Origin of the sequence: Alicyclobacillus dauci (assembly GCF_026651605.1) — a bacterium.
Lineage (GTDB): Bacteria > Bacillota > Bacilli > Alicyclobacillales > Alicyclobacillaceae > Alicyclobacillus > Alicyclobacillus dauci.
This window is the reverse complement of sequence record NZ_CP104064.1, coordinates 861,949-880,034: the sequence shown is the minus strand read 5'-3', so window position 1 is coordinate 880,034 and position 18,086 is coordinate 861,949. Positions and strand designations below refer to the sequence as shown.

The window sequence follows — 18,086 nt, the reverse complement described above, 5'->3', positions numbered from 1 at the left end:
TATCGATCTTCACAATCAAATGGGCATCCGTCTATCGCCTAAATGCTCTTGGTGAATACCGTGGTTATATAGCCGAATACCTAATGAGAGGACCGGGTGCCAAGTGCAACGACAAAAGCGTCGACGGTTGAACAAACCGAAAAGCAATGTGACGGTGTCATCATCGCCAGAGTGGGCCGTTATTGAGGAAGAACCTGAGTTTATCTGGGAACCCGAGGAAGAAGAAGTCGCGGAAGTTGCGGAGGCTCCGAACGTTGCCGAAGTCGTGAAAGTCGCGGAAGTTGCGGAAATTACGCCCGAGGCAAAAGTGTCCACGATGCCTGCAGAAGTATCTCGGAAGCCTAGTTTGCAAGAGCGCAAGAGCGAACAGAAGCAGTTTATCGTCTATACGGATGACCTAGCCGATCAGGTTGTCACAACCGAGAAACTTGGGAACCACTCCGTAGATGCGACAAAAATAAAATTAGAGACGATTGGAACTGAACTGCTGAAAGACTATGCTGTCGATTCATCCAAACTGGGTGACCGCAGTGTGACCACGCGAAAACTGGCACCGTCGGCTGTTGAAAGTGAGCACATAGCGGACAACGCCATCACAGGTGACAAAATTCAAGACCGTTCGATACAGGGACGAAAAATTGCCAGTCACAGCATCACATCGGAGCATCTGGCAGACAAGACAATCGATTCGATGAAAATAGCCGAAGGATCGATACAAACAAAACATTTACACAGACAATCCGTCAGCTCTGACATCATCCAAGACCATGCAGTGACCTCGGCGAAAATTGAAGGCGGGGCAATTCAAGCAAATCACCTGGCAAACGGCATCGTTGACTCAACAAAACTGGAGGACGGGGCTGTAACGGAAACGAAGATTCGCAACCGATCGGTCACGGACGTGAAGTTGGCGGAGGGTGCCGTCGGCCCGCAACAAATTCAAGAGCAAGCCGTTCAAGAACAGCACATTTCAGGGGCGGCCGTTCGCTCCCACCATCTAGCTGATAATTCGGTAACCACTTCAAAGTTAGCGTCCAATGCTGTCACGACAGACAAAATCTTCGATTTGTCCGTCACGGCGGGAAAAATAGCGGATGGCAGCATCGGATCGGCCAAAATTCGCCAAGGTGCAGTCAAATCCGATCATATTGCAAATGAGTCCATTACGGACGCACATATTGAAGAAAATGCAATTCACACCTCGCTCTTGCGCGATGGTGCAGTGACAACGGAAAAGATGGCCCGAGGTGCTGCTACAGAGAACGTGATCGGCGACAAAGCAGTCCATTCTCGCCATATCAAAGAGCAGGCTATTCAGCTGCACCACCTGGCAGATGGCATTATCGGGACACACCAAGTCATGGATCACGCTGTCACAACGTCCAAATTGGCAACGGAATCGGTCTCAACCGATAAACTGATCGACCTGTCTGTCACGGCACGCAAACTCGCGGACGTAAGTGTGACGTCCGACAAAATTATGCCGAATTCTATTCTTGATCATCATCTTCACCAACATAGTGTCACCAGTGAGGCACTCGCACCGTCATCTGTCCGATCGGAACACTTACAAAACCAATCTGTCGGCACGAATCAAATTGCCGATAATGCGATAAACGGGAACAAGATCCAGGCTGGATCCATCAATACATCCCATCTTGCACCTGAGACAGTTACAAGTGAATTCATCGCCGCGGGCGCCATCAAAGGCAAGCACATCGAACCGGGAGCGATCACGACCGAACTCGTTCAAGATGACGCTGTGAACACAAGCAAGCTCGGGGACGGGTCCGTGACGAGCCAGAAATTGGCGATTGATTCGGTGGGGTCAGAACACTTGCGTGCCGGATCGGTACAGACACCACACATCGCATACCAGGCTGTAGTGAGCGAGTCTATCGCCAATGACGCCATTGAAAGCAGACATCTCCAGCCGGGCTCCGTCGCCACAGAGATGTTACAAAATGAAGCCGTACGCACGGACAAATTGAGAGCCCATGCCGTGACGACTGATAAGTTGGCAAATGATGCGGTAACCGGAGATAAATTGCAGGCGGGAGCCGTCAGTGCAGTACATTTGGCACATCAAGCTGTTGTCAGTGATGCCATCGCCGACGGCGTCATTCAAAGCAGGCACATTCATCCCGACACAATCACAACGGAAATGCTGCAAGACGGGGCCGTGACGAGCACCAAGCTCGGACTTCAATCCGTCACGAAAGACATCCTGGCAGACGAGTCGGTGGACACAAACAAATTGCAGGCACGGGCAGTCCGGACGGTTCATCTTGCGCGGCAGGCTGTCGTGAGTGAATCCATTGCCGACGGTGCCATTGAGAGCAGGCATATTCAACCAGGTGCCATTACGGCAGACATGCTGCAGGATGATGCCATCACAACGGACAAATTAGGCACACAGTCCGTTACGACCGACAAACTCGCAAATTCGTCAGTAGATGGGCACAAATTGCGGGCGGGATCGGTACAAACTGGGCATTTGGCACCACAGGCGGTCTGCACGGAATCGATTGCCAACGGCGCCATTTCCGCTAGACACGTTCAGTCCGGTGCAATTGCTACACATATGCTGCAGGATGGGGCCGTGACGAGTGACAAACTAGGAGCGCAAGCCGTCACTGCAGACAAACTTGCAGATGAATCGGTAGATGCTGATAAGCTACACGCGCGCGCCGTTCAGACAGCACATTTGGAACGGCAAGCAGTCGTCAGTGAATCCATCGCGGACGGTGCCATTGAGAGCAGACATATTCAACCTGGCACAATTATCACGGAAATGATTCAGGATGACTCCGTGACGACAATCAAATTGGCACTTCACTCGGTTACGAAGGACATCCTAGCAGAAAAGTCGGTAGATGCAGATAAACTGAACCCGCGAGCCGTCCGGACGGTTCACATTGCGCGGCAGGCCGTCGTCAGTGAATCCATTGCGGACGGTGCCATTGAAACGAGGCACATTCAGCCTGGTGCAGTCACGGCAGAAATGTTACAGGATGACGCAGTGACGACGAACCAATTGGCAAATGCGTCCGTCACAACCGACAAACTGGCGAGCACTTCGGTAAATAGCGAGAAACTGCAGGTGGGAGCCGTGCAAAGTACCCATCTCGCACCTCAGGCTGTCGTGAGTGAATCGATTGCCTATGGCGCTGTTTCCGCGAAACACATTCAACCCGGAGCAGTCACGACAGAGATCCTGCAGGATGGGTCCGTTACCAGCGATAAACTGGCGACTCAGTCCGTCACGACCGACAATCTGGCAGATGAATCTGTGGATGGACAGAAATTGCACGCACGGGCTGTACAGACTGTACACCTGGAGCGGCAAGCCGTTGTCAGTGATTCAATTGCCGACGGTGCCATTGAAAGCAGACACATTCAGCCTGGAGCAGTCACCACTGAGATGCTTCAGGACAATTCGGTCACGACAGACAAGTTGACCGTCCGCTCGGTCACGACAGACATCCTTGCGGATGAGTCTATCTCCGCAGACAAACTGCAGGCGGGCGCGGTGCACAACTCACATCTCGCACCTCAGGCGGTGACGAGTAAGTCGATCGCGGACGCTGCCATCGAGACGAGACACATCCAGCCCGCTGCCGTGATCACTGAAATATTACAAGATGGTGCTGTAACGACTGACAAATTGGGAACAGCGTCTGTCACGACTGACAAATTGGCCAGTGCATCTGTTGACGCCGACAAACTTCAGGCAGGTGCGGTATGCAGTTCACATCTTGCACCCCAGGCAGTCGCGAGTGAGTCCATCGCGTATGGAGCGGTTGGCAGCAAACACATGCAACCCCGGGCCATTACCACGGAGGTACTGGAAGACGGTGCCGTAACGACTGACAAATTGGCGGTGCAATCCGTCACGACCGAAAAATTTGCAGATGAATCCGTGAGTGCAGATAAACTTCAGGCAAGGGCCGTGCAAACGGCGCACCTCGAGCGCCAGGCGGTCGTCAGCGAATCAATTGCAGATGGGGCCATTGGAACGAGGCATATTCAGCCGAGTACAATCATCACGGAGATGCTTCAGGATAACTCCGTGACGACTGAAAAATTGGCGATCCAATCCGTGACGACGGATGTCCTTGCGGATGAATCGGTTGACGCAGACAAACTGAGTCCACGAGCCGTGCAAACGGTACACATTTCGCAGCAAGCGGTCACAAGTGACACGATTGCAGACGGAGCCATTGAAACCAGGCACATTCAGGCCGGTATCATCACCGCGGACTTGTTAGAAGATGAGACAGTGACAGCTGACAAATTGGGATATGGATCTGTCACAACGGAGAAACTCGCGAACGAATCTGTGGATGCCGATAAACTGCAAGCCGGCGCGGTACACGGTTCACATCTCGCCCCTCATGCGGTCAGGAGTGAGTCGATCGCCGACGGTGCCATCGAAACTAGACACATTCTGCCGGAGACAGTCACCACAGAGATGCTTCAAAACGACTCCGTGACGACTTCGAAGATGGCTGCCCAATCGGTCACGGCGGACATTCTTGCTGACGAGTCGGTCAACGCAGACAAACTACACGCGCGGGCCGTTCTAACGGTACACATTTCGCACCAAGCGGTGGTCAGTGAATCCATCGCAGACAATGCCATTAAAAGCAGGCACATTCAGGCCGGTGCAGTGACAACGGAGACATTGCAAGACTACGTCGTCACAACGGAAAAGCTGGCTCCCTATTCGGTGACCAGTGACAATTTGGACTTCGCTCCCGTGCGGACCACTGAGCAGCATGGTGAAGCATTACAACAATTTGGCATGATTCCGTTCCTTATCAAAGAAACACAGGAATGGGTCGATGTCCCTGTTTCGCTGGATGAGGGGTATCCGAGTGACCGGTTTGTCGTCGTTGCGAACACAAATGTGCTCGGCTGCTATGTCGTCGTCCAAGAGCAGACTCAAACAAGCTTTGTTCTCCGTATTACACGAGTTGGCCAGCCGAAAGCAGATGTAGGCATTGTTCATTGGATCGCCATGGGCAGTCAGTTTGATTTTCGCACGGAAGCAGATTACCTTGCGCAGACCACAAGTGACGAAATACCAGCACCAGTGGACGACGATCTATTTGCAGAACCGACCGACGAGTTGGGTACAACAGAAAGCGAACTAGTGACAGTAGGTAGCTATGAACTGTTCAGTGAGCCAGACAATGACTCCGAAGATGACTTGGACGCAAGCGATCCCTACACCATGTAACTCGCTGTACGCCGCTTCAGTCGAAACGCTTGCGTTACCTCAACCGTTATGGCAAGCGGCTGCCCGCCCACGTCTCATGGAACGAAACGTGACCAATGGGCAGCTGCTTTTCATAACGGACTCCGCAATGTTCCTCGTGCATTCTTTTTCTGGAATAGCAAATCCTCATGTGGACGAAAAGTTTGGGCAAACCGGACATGTATAGAACAGACACAGGGGGATACTCGTGCAGATTTTGTGGGGATTAGTCGGAATCGCTGTGCTCATGGCCATTGCCTATGTGTGCTCAAACAACAAACGACGCATTCGCTGGCGTGCCGTGCTCTTGAGTTTAGGGTTCGAAATTCTGTTCGCTGTCCTCGTTTGGCTGTGGACGCCAGGACGGGCCGCCTTGAATTGGGTGACGAGCGGTGTGGAACGCATCATGGCCTACGCGAACCAAGGTATCGGCTTTTTGTTTGGACCGTTGGTCAAATTACAAGGCTCCATTTTCGCACTACAAGTGCTGCCGGTCATCATCTTTTTAGGTGCCTTAATCGGCATTCTATATTACCTTCGTGTCATTCAGTGGGTCATCCAGATTGTCGGAGGTGCGGTGCAGTGGTTATTGGGCACCAGTCGACTGGAGTCCCTGTCTGCCATTTCCACTGTATTCCTCGGCCAATCCGAAGCCCCCCTGCTCATCCGTCCGTACATTGACCGACTTACGGAAGCCGAACTGTTTCAAGTCATGACGTGTGGGTTCACGTCAGTGGCGGGATCGACATTGGTTGGTTACGCCCTGTTGGGCATTCCTCTGCCATACCTTCTCACGGCATGTATTATGACTGCCCCCGCAGCCCTCTGTATCGGCAAAATCATGTTTCCTGAAACGGGTGAGCCATTAACTGGGGAATCCGTTCGAATGGAAAGTGACAAAGAATCGGCGAACATCATCGATGCAGCTGCATCCGGGACACTGAGCGGCCTCAAACTGGCCGTCAACGTCGGGGCTTTGTTGCTCGCGTTCATCTCGTTGATAGCGCTCATTAATGGTATTCTCGGTGGGCTTGGCGGCCTCTTCGGATTCCCGCATTTGACGCTGCAACGGATTCTCGGCTACATCTTCTCTCCCATCGCATTCATCATCGGCGTGCCCTGGCACGAAGCCGTAACCGCCGGTGGATTCATCGGAGAGAAGCTTGCCGTCAATGAGTTCGTCGCATATTCCGATCTCGGCCCAAAACTTCACCACTTAAGCACAAAGACGGCCGCTATTGTGACGTTCGCCTTGTGCGGATTCGCGAACTTCTCGTCCGTTGCCATTCAAATTGGGACATTCGGTGGCCTTGCGCCCGATCGTCGCCGAGATGTGGCACGCCTCAGTATGCGAGCGCTCCTCGGTGGAACGCTGGCCAATCTCATGAATGCCGCCATTGCAGGTATGCTGATCCGGTAACAATGAGGTGCTGATTCGAGAGGTTATTGATGGCTATTGGATTCAATGATTTCAGTGATCTGTTCAAACGTATACTTGTGGTTCACCACATCAACCACGAAATCCTCAGCTAGCTTTTGATCCATTACGAAGGTGTACCCGTTGTACCCCAGGAACTGAAGAAGGGATAAAAACGCTGTTCGTTTATTCGCATTTTGGAACGCATGATTTTGTGCCAGAGATTCAAATAGCGCCGCTGCCTTTAGAAAAACCGTTGGGTAAGCATCATCACCCAGTACCGATTGTTTAGATCTGGAAACTTTACACCAGTCTGTTCACCGGGTGAAAACTCCTTGATTACCCAAAGATTTATCGCAATGACTTCTTCTTCGGACAGGAAATGAGTCATCTGTCTTTTAGACCTTCAATGGTCTTACGATATTGATCGACATTCGCTTGTAAAACCTCGAAGAATCGCGAGTCGAGCCCTTTTGGAATTTTGGGGGATTTACGCAGTACGATCTCACCTTCATTCTCGTTCACTATAATTTCAAGGTCGTCACCAAGGTCCGCGTTGATTCTGTTCAGTAACTCCTTATTGAGGGTTACACCAAAACTGTTACCAATCTTCGTGACCTTCCGGTGTACACGCTCCACTTGAACCTCTCCCATCGGCAATCTACCCTCTTCTCATTTTTACGTTATTCTGAAACCGTTATACATGTTATAACAATTATAACAGTTAGTACCCGGTTGCAAAACAAGGAAACAGGCCGAGTGCCCCCTACATCAGTTCGCTCTCCTTCAGGCTAAACTGGCTGTTGTAGAGGTCCGCATAAAAGCCTTGCTTGGCGAGCAGTGTCTCGTGGTCCCCTTGTTCGATCACGGCACCGTTGTTCATGACAAGAATCAGATCTGCATCGCGAATGGTGGACAGTCGATGCGCAATGACAAAACTTGTCCGGCCTTGCATTAATTCTCGCATGGCCGTTTGAATGTGAACCTCTGTCCGTGTATCGACGCTGCTTGTCGCTTCGTCCAAGATAAGAATCGCCGGGTCTGCCAAAATCGCTCGAGCGATGGTCAACAGTTGCTTTTGACCTTGGGAAATGTTTGAAGCCTCTTCGTTTAACACTGTGTCGTAACCGTCAGGAAGCGTGCGAATGAAGTGATCCGCGTGCGCCGCTGTCGCGGCAGCCACAACTTCCTCGTCCGTTGCGTCCTCTCGTCCATAGGCAATGTTGTCACGGATACTGCCTTTGAACAGCCATGTATCTTGAAGGACCATTCCGAACAACCCCCGCAGGTTACTCCGCTTCAACTGAGTGATATCGACCCCGTCGATCGTGATTTTCCCGCCATCTATTTCATAAAACCGCATCAACAAATTCACGAGGGTCGTCTTCCCTGCACCCGTGGGTCCAACGATGGCAATGGTCTGACCCTGTGACACATCTATATTCATGTCCTCGATGAGTGGGACGTCCGGATTGTAACGAAAACGGACGTGCTGGAGCTGGACTTCCCCCTTCGGATCCGAGATCGTTTTCGCATTGGGGGCTTCCGGTGTCTCTTCTGCTTCGTCGAGCAGTTCGAAAACGCGTTCTGCTGAGGCGATCGTCGACTGAATGATGTTCGCGATACTCGACAGTTGCATGATGGGCTGGGAGAACTGGCGCGTATATTGAATGAACGCCTGAATATCGCCAATTTGAATCGCCCGTCTCGTCACCAGAATGCCGCCGATGACACTCACTAAGACGTAGCCGATATTGCCGATAAAATTCATGAGGGGAAATATCGCCCCCGATATAAACTGCGCCCGCCACCCCGACTCATATAGTCGGTCATTCAGTTCGTTGAATTTCGCAATGGATTTCGTTTCGTGCCCGAATGCCTTGACAATTTGGTGCCCCGTGTACATTTCTTCCACATGGCTGTTCAGTTGCCCAAGTGATTTCTGTTGCCCGACAAAATACCGTTGCGATCTCGATGCGATCATCTTCGTCACCAGAAAGCTCAAAGGCAGTGTTAGAACAACCACCAGCGTCATCAGTGGACTGATGGTCACCATCATGACAATCACACCCAAAAATGTGACGATGGCTGTGAACAATTGCGTGAGACTTTGCTGTAGCGTATTTCCGATGTTGTCAAAGTCGTTTACGAAGCGACTGAGAATTTCACCGTTTGGCCGTGAATCAAAAAACGTCAGGGGCAATCTGGAAAGCTTGTCGTTTACCTCTTTGCGCAACCGGTAAACGGTGCTTTGGGCCACACCCGCCATGACGTACTGCTGAACGTAACTGAAGAGAGAACTGAGAATGTAGAGACAAGCGAGGACGACAAGAATATGCAAAATGTCGTGAAAGTCCACCCCAGCGCCTGGAACACCCTTCATTTTGGCGACGACACCTTTGAATAGGTCCGTTGTTGCGTTGCCCATCAACTTCGGGCTGACGATGCTGAACACCGTGCTCGCAATGGCCGCCACAAAAACAACGATTAACCGCAACAAATGGGGTCTGAAATAGCTCGCCAGTCGCCAAAGTGTCGCTTTGAAATTTTTCGCTTTTTGAACGGGCATCCCGAAGCCGCCAGGCCGTCCCCAACCGCCGCCTCGATGCATGCGCATCTGAGGGCGACCATGCCGTGACTGTATACGGTCATCACTCATGCGCTCTCCTCCTCCGACAATTGTGACGACACGATTTCCCGGTAGACCTGGCACGTCTCAAGCAACTCTCTGTGCTTCCCGATGCCCGCAATGCGTCCTTCATCCAAGACAATGATGACGTCCGCATCGCGAACTGTGCTGACGCGCTGAGCGACGATGAGTACCGTTGAATTAGACACTTCCTCTTTGAGGGCGGATCGCAATTTCGCATCCGTCTTGAAGTCGAGCGCGGAAAAACTGTCATCAAAGATGTAGATTTCCGGTCTTCTGACCAGCACTCTCGCAATGGACAACCGTTGTTTTTGTCCCCCTGACACGTTTGTCCCGCCTTGCTCGATAAACGAATCAAACCCATTCTGCATCTCCGCTATGAAGCCAGTCGCCTGCGCGATATCTGCGGCATGTTTGATTTCTTCATCCGTCGCGTCATCTTTTCCGTAGCGGATGTTGTCCGCGATGGTACCCGTGAACAAAATGGCCTTTTGGGGGACGTACCCGATTTTGGAACGAAGGTTTTCCTGCGACTGCTCGCGAACGTCGATACCGTCAACCAGCAGCGCTCCGCTGTCGATATCGTAAAAGCGTGGGATGAGGCTCACCAAAGTCGACTTTCCCGATCCCGTCCCACCAATGAGGGCCGTCACTTGCCCCGGCCTCGCAACAAATGAAATGTTGGACACCGCCGGTTTCTCCGCACCTGGGTAACTGAACGTGACATTGCGGAACTCGATGGTTCCCGGAGCACCATTCGCATGGCGGACGAGCTCCCTGTCCGCGATTTCCGGAACCTTTTCCAGAACCTCGTTGATGCGCGCTGCGGATGCGGATGCACGTGGAATCATGAAGAACATCATGGAGACCATCATGATGGAGAAAAGCAATTGCATGACGTACTGGATAAACGCGATGAGCGATCCTACTTGCATCAGCCCGTTGTTGATTCGAATGCCGGCGAACCAAATAATGGCCAGTGTGGAAAAGTTGATAATCAACATCAAAAGCGGCATCAACGTGGCCATGATCTTCTGTACTCTCGTTGTGGTGCTCGTGAGATCCAAGTTGGCGTCGTCAAATCGCCGCTTTTCGAAGTCCACCCGGTTGAAGGATCGAATCACGCGGATACCAGTCAAGTTCTCCCGCAAAACACGATTCAGCTTGTCAATTTTCACTTGCAGACTCTTAAATAGGACCGTGGCTCTGGAGAAAATGGCGAATATCGCGATGGCCAACAGGGGTACCATGACAACAATGACAAGGGAAAGCCTTGCATCGGTATAGACGGCCATCAGGATCCCGCCGATAAAGTTGAGCGGGGCCATGATCATCATTCTGAGCATCATGTTCACCAGCTGCTGAACCTGGGTAATATCGTTGGTGGATCGTGTGATCAGTGACGACGTTCCAAAGTGATCGAACTCGTGGAGTGTAAATTGTTCAGCGTGAGCAAACACTTCGCTTCGCAGAACGCGGCCAAACGAGGACGATGTCCGCGATGACAGGAAACCGGCCGAGATCGACAACACGACAGCACAGATAGAAACGGCGAGCATGAATCCACCGATCCGCCATATGTACGGGATATCCCCTTTGATGACACCATTGTCGACGATCTTCGCCATCAACGTCGGGAGATATAAGTTACAAAGGCACTGCAAAAAGATGAACAGAACAATCAAGCTAATCGACAAACGGTACGGCCGAAGATATTTGAACAGTTTTTTCACCCGTTGCCACCTCTCCACCTATGTGTATGTGCATCGCGTGTCCCACACGCAATCAAGTATGTCTTTGCCTTGAGGCGAATGACGGGAAATTACTTAACAGACTAAACAAAACATAATCTTTGTTTTTCACACTTGCAAGACTATTCAATGTAAAATAGTGCTGTACAAAGATCACTTACTCGCATGGTAAGGGAACGGAGGCAGTTTATGAAATTCAACGAGATGCACTACGAGAGACCAGACATGCAACAGGTGGAAGAGAAGTTCAGCGAACTCCTCCACCAGTTCAATTCAGCGAAATCGGCTGACGAGCAAAAACGGGTGATGGAGGACATCAACTCACTCCGATCACACTTCATGACCATGTCCACGCTCGCGTCCATTCGCAACTCGATTGATACGAGGGACGCGTTTTATCGCGATGAGAAAGCGTATTTTGATGAAGTTACACCTACTTTTGAACATCTTGAGACCCTGTTCCGCGGGGCCATCACATCCTCCCAGTATCGCAAGGAACTTGAGGCAGCGTTCGGTGCACACCTATTTCGCCTTGCGGATTTGGCTGTTCAATTTTTCTCGCCCGAAATTATTGAGGACATGAAACAAAACAACCAACTCGTGACGGAATACAACGCCCTCGTGGCATCCGCAAAAATACCGTTTGACGGAAAAGAACTGACCCTTTCGCAACTCGGGAAGTACGTGAACGTGCCGGATCGATCTGTGCGCAAAGCGGCAAACGAAGCCCGCTATGAGTTCTTTGCCGCCCATGAAGCACAGTTCGACGACATTTACGACAGAATGGTCAAGTTGCGCACGCAAATGGCTCGAAAGTTGGGCTACGATAACTTTGTCAAGATGGGCTATGCGAGGATGAATCGGACGGATTACGGTCCAACGGAAGCTGCGGCGTTCCGCAAGCAGGTGAAAGACTTGATTGTACCCCTTGCAGAAAAGCTCCGCGAACGCCAACGGGAACGGATCGGCGTGGACACACTCCACTATTACGACACCGCGCTCAACTTCCCGTCCGGCAATCCGGAACCAAAGGGCGATGCCGACTGGATCGTTGAGAATGGCCGCAAAATGTATCATGAACTTTCTCCGGAAACGGACGAATTCTTCGCTTTTATGGCCGACAACGATTTACTGGATTTGCTCAGCAAAGAGGGCAAACGCGTAGGCGGTTACTGCGATATTATCCCAGAGGAGAAGGCTCCCTTCATTTTCGCAAACTTCAACGGAACAGCGCACGACGTGACTGTCCTGACGCACGAAGCGGGACACGCGTTCCAAGCTTACAGCTCACGTAATTATCCCGTACCGGAGTACCTTTTCCCCACGTCGGAAGCTGCAGAAATCCACTCGATGAGCATGGAGTTTTTCACCTGGGATTGGATGAACCTCTTCTTCAACGAAGACACGGAGAAGTTCAAGTTCTACCACTTGAGTGATTCCGTGACGACCATCCCTTATCTCGTCAGTGTCGATGAGTTCCAACACTTCGTCTACGAGAATCCGGATGCCACACCGGCTGAGCGCAAAGCTGCGTGGCGCGACATCGAGCGCAAATATCTCCCTCACCGCAACTATGCGGAAAACGAATATCTGGAACGCGGCGGATACTGGCACCAGCAGCTGCACATTTTCAATTATCCGTTCTATTACATCGACTACGCCCTGGCGCAAATCTGTGCCCTTCAGTTCTGGAAGAAGATGCACGACAACCGCGAGGCCGCGTGGAAAGACTACCTCCACCTGTGTAAACTCGGCGGCACGATGTCGTTTGTCGATCTCGTCCGGGAAGCCAACCTCATCTCCCCCTTCGAAGACGGCTGTGTGAAGTCGGTCATCGGCGAGATCGAGAAGTGGTTGGACAGCGTGGACGACAAGGCTCTGTAAGGTCGCAATAAGGGCGGTCCGCCATGATTCGGGGTCGCCCGCTTTATTTTTGTTGGCGTTCTTAATTCCTTGTTACACATAGTTGGAGTAGTTCGGCACAAGAAAACCCGATCTGTATTGACCGGGTTCACGTTTGATGTTGTGGAAGAAATGAGAGAGGCTTTTATAGCACTGGAAATTAACCAAATATCCCTACTTTCTAGTGTCTAGAAAAAGCGTGTCACCGAAAATGGTTTTAAATCGACTTCAGTTGGCTTGCCAAGTACCTGATCTGCAACTGCAATACCAGAATATGCGCCAGCTGTCAACCCATTGGCGCCGTGGCCTGTTGCTAGGTATAGTCCGTGAATCCCTGGAACCGGCCCCAGAATAGGCAAGTGATCTGGAGTATCTGGGCGCAGACCAACACGCACTTCAACTATAGATGCATCTGCTAGCCCAGGTGCCACTCTAAGTGCTTCTCCTACCAACTCTTGAATCCCTGCAGCGGTAACTCGTGTATCATAGCCACTGTCATCCTCTCGTGTCGCTCCCACAACAATTCTGTGGTCTGGGAATGTCAACATGTAGTGAGAATGGAATCCAAGAATAATTGGCCATTTGCTCGTATTCTCCGTTAGTTCCAGATGAAGTATCTGTCCCTTTTGGGGCTTTACCGGCACTTCGATTCCGGTAGCCTCTTTAAAACCATTTGACCACGCTCCACCTGCTACAACTACTACGTCAGCGGCAATTACACTACCTGCCACTTCAACGCCTTTCACGTACCCGCTTTCGCAAACGAGTTTTGCGGTACCGGTTACTATGTCGGCCCCACGAGTCCTTGCAGCCTTTTTCAACGAGTCGCGCAAGAGGCGACCATTCAGTCTTGCGGAATCGGATATGTGGATTGCGGCTTGGATGTTTCCAATGGCCGGAAAGAGCTGTTTTGCTTCTTCACGATCGATCAGGGAAATTGTTCCGATATTTGGTACACCAGCCGATTCTCTATCTTGTAAAAGTCGTTCAATAAGAGCAAGGCGGCTAGCCTCTTCTTCGGTTGTTGCCACATAAAGGCCGCCTACAACTTCATAGCCACACTCGTTCGCACCGTCTTCGGATAGTTGGCCGAGCAACGTAGGATAGTACGATGCAGATTTGTATGACAAGGGGTAATACGGGGCAGGAGGGCGATAACTTGATCCGGGTGAAATAATACCGGCACCCGCAGCCGTTGCGTGACCTTCGTTCTCAGCGTCTACCAAGGTAACGTTCGCTCCAAGTCTCGCTAACTGATATGTGGCCGCTGCGCCGACCACTCCTCCGCCAACTACGACAACTTCAGATTTCATTATTCATAACCGCCTTTACACGTCAAATGCCATTACATCTGGTTAGTGATAGGAAACTCGCTATTTTGATCTGATTCTAAATCCGTTCCATCGATCCCTTGCATAAATCGGTAAATCCTTGATGCAACGAAATACAGTACAATGCCGAGGATTACTACAATCCCACCGGTAATTCCAAAGTAACCCACTTCTGTACTCGCTTTGTAAAGTGGGACTACTTGTGCGATAATGCCCTGCGCTGATGCATCAGACAGCAACCATAGACTCATTGTTTGTACAGAGAAAGCTGCGGGTGCAAGTTTTGTCGTGGCCGATAATCCTACCGGGGATAAACACATAGCACCGACAATGACCAAGAAATAGCTCGCTACAAGCCAGAACGGGCTGCTTTGTACGCCCGTACCAAATAACAGGGCGGGAATAGTCATGATGAGAAATGATATTCCTGCAAAGATGAGCCCAAAGGCAAATTTGCGTGGGGTAGTGGGCTGGCGCCTGCCCATTTTCATCCACAAGATAGCAAATGTCGGAGCAAGGATAATGGTAAAGATGGGATTAAGAGATTGAAACCACGATGACGGGATGAAAAAGCCAAAGGCATCAAGGTTCGTCCTGGTCTTGGCATAAGTTGCCAAAATGGTCCCGCTTTGCTCGTCGATAACCCAAAAACACACGGCGGCGATGAACAACGGAATGTATGCCACTAGCCTCGACCGCTCCAGTGTCGTAGTTTTTTTACTTCGGAACATAACGACGAAATACGAAATTGGTAGTAGGACCCCCACTATTGTCACTAATTGAACAATGCTCTTCAGCGTCAGATAACCGGTTGAGAACAAAATCCAAACCAATACTAGAACTGCCGCCGTGCCAACGCTTACCTGAATCAGTACCTTATTTCTTTCTTCTTTGGTGAGCGGATTTTTAGGTTGAAGGCCGATGCTTCCCAAGTTCATGCGCCCGCTGAGCATGTAGTAAATTAATCCTAGAGCCATGCCAACAGCTGCTGCGGCGAAACCGAGATGGTAGTTTACCTTTTGACCCAGAGTCCCTACTACGAATGGAGCAATAAATGCACCTATGTTGATGCCCATATAGAAGATACTGAAACCAGCATCACGCCTGGTGTCGCCTACGGCATACAGATCGCCTACAGCGCTCGACACATTTGGCTTGAGTAATCCCGTCCCTAGAATGATAAAGACCATGGAAATAAACAGTGCTGCAGTGCCGCCAGGGATCGAAAGCGCTATGTGTCCGCAAATGATCAATATGCCTCCAAGTAAGATGGAACGCCGAGATCCGAGAAGCCTGTCCGCCACCCATCCTCCGACAATACTCGACATATATACGAGGGAACCGTATGCAGCCATCAGTGCCGTTGCAGTTGGTTTTGACAAGCCTAAGCCACCGTTCTGAATCTGGTCATACATGTAGTACAACAAAATCGCTCTCATGCCGTAGTAGGAGAACCGTTCCCATAGCTCCATGGAGAAAAGCGTGGACAATCCACGAGGGTGTCCAAAGAAACTTCTCTCTGATGTGAGTGACGTGCTTTCTGACGTGCCCAAATTAACCATCCCCCTAAAACATTGACGATTAACACCAGACAATCGAACCTATTTGTGAGGTAACACCCGGTAAATGCTCTCCAGAATCCCTCCTCGCTGTTCTGTATTGCAGAACACAATTCTAAATTACGGATTTATCACAATTATCTGCATGTTAAAATCATTCGTCAATACAAACATTTATGATCAATTCTAATGCAGATGGGAAATATAAGGCTGTCTGAGCTTGAACGCGCGCGACAAATGATTGTTCTAGGCCTTTATTCGATATATCGTTACTCTACCTCGTATATGAAAAGTTTGCTAATTGTACTGTTCGTTTACCACGCTTAAACCGATTGGGACGCGCAAGCAATCCACTGTTGCTAAGGCTCCATGTGAGAATGTTCGCCTCGCTATGTCGACTTTCTTGGATTTACAACTCTGGACGAACTCGCGATAACACCGGTGAATTGTACAGCCGAACAGTTACGGTATTTTAAAGTATTGGTCGCCACAAGACTATTCGATTGAAACTATTCAAGCATGATGTGGTTTCCAATCTTTCTACGCTGCACTGAAACCTTCGAGAACACATAGAAGAAGTGGTCACCATTCTGTTCATCCTCTTCTCATTTTTTGTACGCCGAGTTAAGCTCGGATGCAAGATTAATCTGCTACTTACGAGTGCCTTCGGACCTTCAGACTGTAAATTCCAGGATGACAAACAGGTACGGATATCGGATTTAGATGAAGTACATCAAAAGTTACTCCATCGGAATCCACTCAGATAGCCTGTGTAGATTTATACGCCGCGTCCCATTATATTGAGGGGAACGATTACTTCATGGATTCCAATTACACAATCGTGAACATCCAAAGAGACGCTCACCCCCCCGGGTCACCGCTGCTGACAATCCGTCGACAATCTGGAATATCTGAAACATGGGGAGCAGGTGTTGAGGAAAGTCGTTCAGTAGTTCAGTTTCACCATGATGGTGGTATCGAATACTGGTCGCGATAATGTCTTTCTGCTGGTAGTTGTAGTAGATAAACACTTGCGATGTTTTAATACAATGACTAGTAATGGCCCTATTCTGTTCCCAGGATTCTGAATAAATTGATCCTCGTACCATTCGTTGTTCCCGTTAACCCTCCCGCCATAGTGACATTGTGTTTGTACCGTAACCGGGCCGCTATCATGCGCAGTGTATGTTCTTGTTCAATGTTTCCTTCGTATTTGAGTACCTCCCCCATGAGAGGGCACAATTCTTGCTGAATGCGCTGAAATTGTTTAAACAAGGCCGGATTAACGGCTTGTACTTCGAGCTCCCTGACCACTTCGTCGCACATGTAGAGACTATAGTCTGGATTCCTTCGCACAGTGCTCCAAAACGGCTGAACTTGATGATAATGCTCGTTGACGTAATAACGAAAGACATTGGTATCAATGATATAAGACTTATCTACCAGGTTGTTCATTTATCTTCCAACCCCCGTCGTTGCTTGTCCAACTGCCTCCTCTCATCCACACCATCGAGAAGCTTTTGAAAGTTCGGCTGAGCCCCTAGCTGTGCTACTTTGTCTGTCAGCAGTGTGTTACAGTCAGCTCGCCGCGCAAGTAATTTTCTTAGTCTTTGTTCGCGCGTTGGGTCTTGTTGAATAAAATCCTTCGTCTCTATTCTCCAATCACCTCCAAGCCCCATTGTACGCGTAGCCTTGATCTCCTTGGACTGGCAATACCGACGTACCATTTGAGGTGTGATACCAAGAATTTCAGATACAGTTTTTGTTGACAGAAATTCTGGAAGTTCAACATCAATCGTGCCGTCGAAATCTCGTTTTTTACCAACGACACTCATTTCAATATGCAGGGGCTCGCTGCCAAGCTGATTCTCGAGTTCATCGCCAGCGGAAGCTACACCGAATGAATCGGGTTGAACGTTAGCCGCTTTTTGCGGCTTCCGGCCAAGTGAAACGCGCACGATTCCAGCCTGATGTAGGGCACCTAAAATACCAGGGTTCTCTCGCATCAGATCCTCAAGTGCTTCTCGCTCGGAGGGATTTAGATCCTGGATCATTTGACTGATTTCTCGATGTATTAGTTCCTGCTGTTTCAGTGCCAAAATTACCGCAGGCAACCGACCAGGCAAGCGTTCGCCTAGAGCGGTTAAACCAGATAACTCCGAGTGAGTAGATAGATGCGTTTTAATTGTCATCTTCATCACTCCCACCTCCAT

The 18,086-nt window shown here is 50.2% G+C and carries 10 protein-coding genes and 1 pseudogene; 3 read left to right on the top strand and 8 right to left on the bottom strand.

What is annotated here, in order from left to right; translation table 11 throughout:
- Positions 1 to 103 precede the first annotated feature (103 nt).
- A complete protein-coding gene (locus NZD86_RS04350; RefSeq protein ID WP_268045260.1) occupies positions 104 to 5,245 on the top strand; it encodes a WIAG-tail domain in 5,142 nt (1,713 codons plus the stop codon).
- A 226-nt stretch (positions 5,246 to 5,471) separates the two neighbouring features.
- On the top strand, positions 5,472 to 6,683 hold the full coding sequence (locus NZD86_RS04345; RefSeq protein ID WP_268045259.1) for a NupC/NupG family nucleoside CNT transporter: 1,212 nt from the start codon (positions 5,472 to 5,474) through the stop codon (positions 6,681 to 6,683).
- A 23-nt stretch (positions 6,684 to 6,706) separates the two neighbouring features.
- Here the strand turns inward: NZD86_RS04345 and NZD86_RS04340 are convergent.
- From NZD86_RS04340 to NZD86_RS04325, 4 genes and pseudogenes are all read right to left on the bottom strand, one after another.
- Positions 6,707 to 7,071 (bottom strand): annotated as a pseudogene (locus NZD86_RS04340) (type II toxin-antitoxin system death-on-curing family toxin).
- Positions 7,068 to 7,334, bottom strand: a complete 267-nt coding sequence (locus tag NZD86_RS04335; RefSeq protein WP_326492660.1) for an AbrB/MazE/SpoVT family DNA-binding domain-containing protein — start codon at positions 7,332 to 7,334, stop codon at positions 7,068 to 7,070. The pseudogene NZD86_RS04340 and the gene NZD86_RS04335 overlap by 4 nt, the downstream one beginning before the upstream one ends.
- A gap of 112 nt (positions 7,335 to 7,446) precedes the next feature.
- The gene (locus tag NZD86_RS04330; RefSeq protein ID WP_268045257.1) at positions 7,447 to 9,339 is read right to left on the bottom strand and encodes an ABC transporter ATP-binding protein; all 1,893 of its coding nucleotides are present in this window, start codon (positions 9,337 to 9,339) and stop codon (positions 7,447 to 7,449) included.
- Positions 9,336 to 11,063, bottom strand: a complete 1,728-nt coding sequence (locus NZD86_RS04325) for an ABC transporter ATP-binding protein (protein ID WP_268045256.1) — start codon at positions 11,061 to 11,063, stop codon at positions 9,336 to 9,338. Before NZD86_RS04325 ends, NZD86_RS04330 begins: the two co-directional genes overlap by 4 nt.
- Positions 11,064 to 11,270: 207 nt before the next feature.
- Between NZD86_RS04325 and NZD86_RS04320 the strand changes: the two genes are divergently transcribed.
- On the top strand, positions 11,271 to 12,965 hold the full coding sequence (locus NZD86_RS04320) for a M3 family oligoendopeptidase (RefSeq protein ID WP_268045255.1): 1,695 nt from the start codon (positions 11,271 to 11,273) through the stop codon (positions 12,963 to 12,965).
- A 206-nt stretch (positions 12,966 to 13,171) separates the two neighbouring features.
- Here the strand turns inward: NZD86_RS04320 and NZD86_RS04315 are convergent, their stop codons facing one another.
- The 4 genes from NZD86_RS04315 to NZD86_RS04300 all read right to left on the bottom strand — a co-directional run bounded on the left by NZD86_RS04315 (position 13,172) and on the right by NZD86_RS04300 (position 18,071).
- Positions 13,172 to 14,296, bottom strand: coding sequence for an NAD(P)/FAD-dependent oxidoreductase (locus NZD86_RS04315; RefSeq protein ID WP_268045254.1), 1,125 nt, complete (start codon positions 14,294 to 14,296; stop codon positions 13,172 to 13,174).
- A gap of 32 nt (positions 14,297 to 14,328) precedes the next feature.
- A complete protein-coding gene (locus tag NZD86_RS04310; RefSeq protein ID WP_407655212.1) occupies positions 14,329 to 15,876 on the bottom strand; it encodes a peptide MFS transporter in 1,548 nt (515 codons plus the stop codon).
- Positions 15,877 to 16,938: 1,062 nt separating this feature from the next.
- The gene (locus NZD86_RS04305) at positions 16,939 to 17,328 is read right to left on the bottom strand and encodes a PIN domain-containing protein (protein ID WP_268045252.1); all 390 of its coding nucleotides are present in this window, start codon (positions 17,326 to 17,328) and stop codon (positions 16,939 to 16,941) included.
- The gene (locus tag NZD86_RS04300; protein ID WP_268045251.1) at positions 17,325 to 18,071 is read right to left on the bottom strand and encodes a helix-turn-helix domain-containing protein; all 747 of its coding nucleotides are present in this window, start codon (positions 18,069 to 18,071) and stop codon (positions 17,325 to 17,327) included. Before NZD86_RS04300 ends, NZD86_RS04305 begins: the two co-directional genes overlap by 4 nt.
- Between the last annotated feature and the right edge of the window lie 15 nt (positions 18,072 to 18,086).

Coding starts and splice junctions, on each gene's coding strand:
- NZD86_RS04335 (WP_326492660.1), bottom strand. CDS start 7,334: ATGGGAGAGGTTCAAGTGGAGCGTGTACACCGGAAGGTCACGAAGATT.
- NZD86_RS04330 (WP_268045257.1), bottom strand. CDS start 9,339: ATGAGTGATGACCGTATACAGTCACGGCATGGTCGCCCTCAGATGCGC.
- NZD86_RS04320 (WP_268045255.1), top strand. CDS start 11,271: ATGAAATTCAACGAGATGCACTACGAGAGACCAGACATGCAACAGGTG.
- NZD86_RS04315 (WP_268045254.1), bottom strand. CDS start 14,296: ATGAAATCTGAAGTTGTCGTAGTTGGCGGAGGAGTGGTCGGCGCAGCG.
- NZD86_RS04310 (WP_407655212.1), bottom strand. CDS start 15,876: ATGGTTAATTTGGGCACGTCAGAAAGCACGTCACTCACATCAGAGAGA.
- NZD86_RS04305 (WP_268045252.1), bottom strand. CDS start 17,328: ATGAACAACCTGGTAGATAAGTCTTATATCATTGATACCAATGTCTTT.
- NZD86_RS04300 (WP_268045251.1), bottom strand. CDS start 18,071: ATGAAGATGACAATTAAAACGCATCTATCTACTCACTCGGAGTTATCT.